This window comes from Fusobacterium sp., from assembly GCF_032477075.1.
GTDB lineage: Bacteria > Fusobacteriota > Fusobacteriia > Fusobacteriales > Fusobacteriaceae > Fusobacterium_A.
The window spans coordinates 1-5,444 of sequence record NZ_JAWDXO010000068.1 but is presented as its reverse complement, the minus strand read 5'-3'; the positions used below and the strand labels follow the sequence as shown (position 1 = coordinate 5,444).

Below are 5,444 nucleotides of genomic sequence, written 5' to 3'. Positions count from 1 at the left end.
AATGTATATAGGAGGACTTGGAGCAAGTTCAGGTATAAATGCAGGAACAATAACTGCTGCTACTGGAACAGGAGTATATGTAGATGGTTCTACAAACAGTTTCAATGGAACTGGAGGAACAATCAATTCAGATGCAGTGGGAATATATCTTAAAAATACTGGAACTAATAAGATAACAACAGGAACTTTAAATATAGGTTTAGGAGGAGTAGGAGTATTTGGAGAAAATGCAAATATAGATTTTGCTGTAAATACATCAAACTCTGCAGGAGCAATAGGAGTTGCAGCTAAGAGTAATTCTGTAATCTCAGGAAATATAACAACAGGGCAAGATTCAGTTGGAGTATATATACTTGATAACAATGTAGCATTTAATGGAGCAAACATAATAACAGGTACAAATGATTCAGTAACATCAGTAGGAATACTATTTGATAGTTCAAAACTAGGTACATATATTGTAAATAATGTAGCTGTAAATGCAAAAAATGGAGTAGGAATATATTTAGATGGTACATCAGGAACAACTCTTGACTTTGGTGGAACTATAACAACTACTGGGGCAGGAGCAGTGGGAATATATGTAAATAATGGTACTACTTTAACTAGTAATAATTCGTTATTTAATATAAGTAATGGAGCAGTAGGAGTTTATGTAGATGGAGGAACTGCTAATCTTGGAACAACTGGAAATCTTGCATTTAATTTTGGAACTGATGGGGGAATAGGAGTATATAATAATGGGGGAACTCTTACACTTGGAAATAATATAACAACAACAGGATCAGGCTCACTTGCAGCAACTGTGAATGGAAGTTTAAATTCATCAGGAGATTTAAGTATAGGTGAAGGAGGAATAGGACTTCTTGGTTCATATGACAATGGAACTATAAGTGCTCAAAACATAACTAATACTGGAGATATCACAGCTGAATCAGGAGGAATAGGCCTTGCAGCAATAAAAGGAGTAACTAATCCAACAGGAACAATTACAATAAACAATGCTGGAACTATTACTGCCAGTGGAAAATCCAGTGCAGCTTCTATTGGAATCTATACAGATATAGCAGAGATAAACAATACAGGAACTGTTAATGTAGGAACAGATGGAATAGGAATTTATACTGCTGAAAGTGGAAAAACAATAAAGAATGATAATATGATTATGACAGGAAATGATGGAATAGGAGTATATATCAAAGGAGCAACAGGTGGACTTACTGCAAATAATATAACTTCAACTGGAGGAAAAGGAAATACAGGAGCAGTTCTTGAAGAAGTAACAACAAATATAAATGCAGGAAATATTACTTTAGGAAATGAAAGTGTAGGAGTGATGGCAGCATCAGGAACGAATTCTACAATAGATGGAACTATTAAAGTAGGAGATTCAAGTACAGATAAGAGTGCAATAGGAATAGCAGCAAAAGATTCTAATATAACTTTAGCAGGAACAGCAACAATCACAGCTGGAAAAGGTGGTATAGGAGTATATGCTGAGGGAGCTGGAAAAGTAGTCACAGTTTTAAATACATCTAATATTACAGTTGGTGAAGATGGAATATATATGTATTCTAAAGGTGCTACACTGAATTTTACAGGAAACATAACAGCAGATAATCAAATAGGAATAGTAGCAGAAGGTGGGGCTATAACTGCTGGAACAAATTCTACTATTACAGCTAAAAATGGAGGAATAGGAGCATATGTAAAAGGAGCTGCACCATCATTTGGAACAACAGCAATTACAGTTCAATCTGGTATTGCAGGAACAGATTCTGATTCAGCAAAATATTCTATGGGAGTTTATTATGATAGTGTAGCATCAATAGGAATTATACCGACAGTTACACAAACAGGAAGCTATACCATTGGAATAGTATTAAACAATTCAACAGGAACAATAGCTGGAGGAATTTCTATTGGAGGTTCTGGAAGTAATCAAGTGGGAGTAATGGCAAAAGGAAATTCTATTCTTACTGTAACAGGAGGAGTTACAATAGCAGCTGGTGATAAAAATATTGGAGTATATGGAGAAAATAGTGCAATTAATGTAACAGGAAATATATTTGTGGACTCATCTGCTTCACTGACAAATTCATCAATAGGAGTATCTTTAAATGGTGGTTCATATACAGGAACTACAGGAGATATTTCAGTAGGGAATAACAGTATTGGAATCTATGGAACAAATATGACAGGTGGAACAATTTCACAATCTGGAGCAACTATGAATGTAGGAAATAATGGAGTAGGTATTTATGGTTCAGGAAGTGGAAATATTAACTTAACAATGTCTACAGGAATAACACTAGGAAGCAACAATTCTATAGGAGTATATGCAGAAGGAATTAATACATCAGTAACAGGAAATATAATTGTTGGAACAAATACAAGTATAGGTATAGTAAGTGAAGGTAATGGAGATGTAACATACAATGGAATTATGACCATTGCTGATAAAGGAACAGGAGAGAATGATACAGGTTCAGTGGGAATCTATAAGAAAGAGGGAACAGGAATAATATCAACATCAGCAGATAACTGGTCAGTAGGCAAGAGTGGATATGGAATCTTTGTGAAGCAGACAACAGGAGAGTCAGCAACAATCAATAATGGAGCTCATATGAACCTGGAAATGTCAGCAGTAGGGATATTCTCTGATGGAGCTAATATAATTAATAATTCTGGAAATATAACTGTAGGAGAAACAGATATAAAAGGAAATCCTAATAATACTCAAGATCATCTAAATTCAGTAGGTATATTTGTATCAAATGGAACAACAGTAAATAACACAGGTACTATAGATGTAAAACATGAATATTCAGTAGGTATCTATGGAAATGGAACTGGTACATATATTACAAATAAATCTGGAGGAATTATTAATGTTGATAAAGGTGGAGTAGGAATTCTTGTAAAAGATAATGCAATAGCTGTAAATGAAGGTACTATTAATTTAGGAAATACATCAAGTATTCATGGAACAACAACAGTAGGAATGGCAGCATATTCAGGAGCGGAAATAATAAATAAAGGAAGCATTACTGTAAATGAAGGTTCAGGAATGGTAGTAGGAACTGGTGGAAAATTCCAAAATAAAGGAACAATAACAGTAAATAATGGAATAGGAATAGAAGGCTCAGGAGATTTTACAAATGCAGGAAATATAATAGTAAATGGAGGAACAGCAACTGAAAATACAGGAGTAGGAAATGCAGAATTAGGAAGTGTAAAAATTGATTCTGATGGAACAATACATATCAATAACAATTATACAGCAATAGGAGGAACACTTTCTACAGCAGGAAATATAATTGTAAATGGAGCATATGTAGATGTAACAACAGGAACACCACTATTTAATGCAAATAGTGTAAGTGGTGAAGTAAATATACTTTCAAACTTTGCTGTAACTGGCAATGGAATCTCATATGAAATAAAAGGTTTTGTAAATACAGCAATGGGTACAATAACAGGAACAAAACTTACACCTGTAACATCACCACTATTTATACCAAAGATAACAGAAAATGGAGACCTTATTATTGCCAAGAGACCATATGCTGATTTGACAATAGGAGAACAATTTGATGCTTTGGATAAAGGACTTGATAATATTCTTGCTGACAGTGGAGGAATAGGAAGAGATGCAGAAATATTAAAAAATCTAAATGCATATCTTAATGAATTTAGTGGAGATGAATTTGGAGTAGAAGCATCAAAAAAACTTGCAGAGACAAGAGGAGATATCTATGCAACTATTCAAGGAAGAATGCAGGATATCAACCAGGCATTTGCCAATTCATTCTATGAACTTGAATCATCATACAATCTAACTAAAGACAGCAGTAAATACAGTGTAATCTATACAGATGGAAAATACAAAGATGATACTTTAGGAATAGATGATTATGATTACAAGGTAATGGGACTTCTGTATATGAAAGAAAAAGAAGGAACAGAATATGGAACTAAATATGGATATACATTAGGATTTGCAGGATCTAAGTTTGACTTTGATGATGGTGGATCAAAAGAGGATGTATACTCATTAAGAGTAGGAGCACATAGAGTTAAAAATCTAAGTGATGTGCATAAAGTATCATGGTTATCAAGAATAGAGCTGGGATACAACAGACATATAGCTAAGAGAAAACTTAATCTTCATGAAACATTTGAAAATAAGGGAGAATACAATACCTACTCTGTAGCGTTTGATAACAGACTTACAAAAGTTATCTATACAGATCTTTCTAGACAGTTGGATATATATGCTGATTTAGATTTAGAATATGGAAAGGTAGATGACTTTAAAGAAAGCGCTGGAAGCAAAGGTGGACTGGAAGTACAAATCAAAGATAATGACTATTTGAGCGCTCAGGCAGGAGCAGGAGTAAAAGCATCACAAAGAATCTATGCAGGAAATGATATATCAGTAAAAGTAACAGCAGATGTAAAATATGCATATGAATTTGGAGATAATTATGATGGAAATAAAGCAAGACTAAAAAATGGAGAAGAAGGATATTACAGCCTTATTACTCCAGAAGAGAGAGAAGGAAAACTGATAGGAAAGATTGGACTTACAGTAGAAAAAGCAAACCATATGGGAGTAACATTTGAAGTGGAGGCAGCAGATGAAGGAAGTAGAAGAGATTCATCAATTAAATATGGTGTAAGATTCAACTACAAATTCTAAAAATAAAAACAGTATGAGATCATTGAAAAATGGTCTCATACTTAAAAAATAATTAAAAGGGGAAATTATATATTATGAATAAAGATAAAATTATAGAACTTTTAATGACATGTAACAAAACTTATTTATTAGTAACAGTTTTATTTTTCCTCATTTTTCTTATTTATCTTTTAAATTCTATAAGAAAGTATATCTTAATAAGAAAATTAAGAAAGCAAAAGGGAATAAGATTTTATTATAAATTTCTAGGTAATATTTATTGGTTAAAAGGAGAAATATCAAAGAAAAGATATTTAGAATTGAAATATTTAAATCCAGTTAAGGCTAAAGAAGAAGCTAACTTAATAATTCTATTAGAAGAAGGCTTAGAAAATAATGCTGGCGCTATAAGCATTTATATGGCAGAAGGTAAAATTATACTAAAGAAATTAGTTTTAAACAATGAACAATTAAAAAAAATATTGAAAAACTTTCCACATACATTAGTAGAAAATGATGAAATAATAAAAGAATGAAAAATAATAAAAAGAAAATAATAACAGCTTGGAGGAAATATTAATGATTAAACTGACAAAAAAAGAATTAGAAAATTTAGGAGAAAACAAAGATGGAATTGCACAGCTTTTAGTAAGAAAAGCTATTCTTGTTTCTTAGGAAATTATAATTTGATAAATTTGTTGAAAAAATAAAAAATATTAATTATTTTAGCTTCATATTAGATATATTTAATCGAATAAGA

General features: G+C 32.1%; 1 protein-coding gene and 1 pseudogene. Both read left to right on the top strand.

From position 1 onward, the window contains the following. Positions 1-4,705 (top strand): annotated as a pseudogene (locus E6771_RS15650) (autotransporter-associated N-terminal domain-containing protein); the annotation flags it as partial. 74 nt (positions 4,706-4,779) lie between these two features. Further along, positions 4,780-5,220: a hypothetical protein gene (locus tag E6771_RS15645; RefSeq protein ID WP_316092272.1), complete on the top strand. Its 441-nt coding sequence runs from the start codon at positions 4,780-4,782 to the stop codon at positions 5,218-5,220. Positions 5,221-5,444 lie beyond the last annotated feature (224 nt).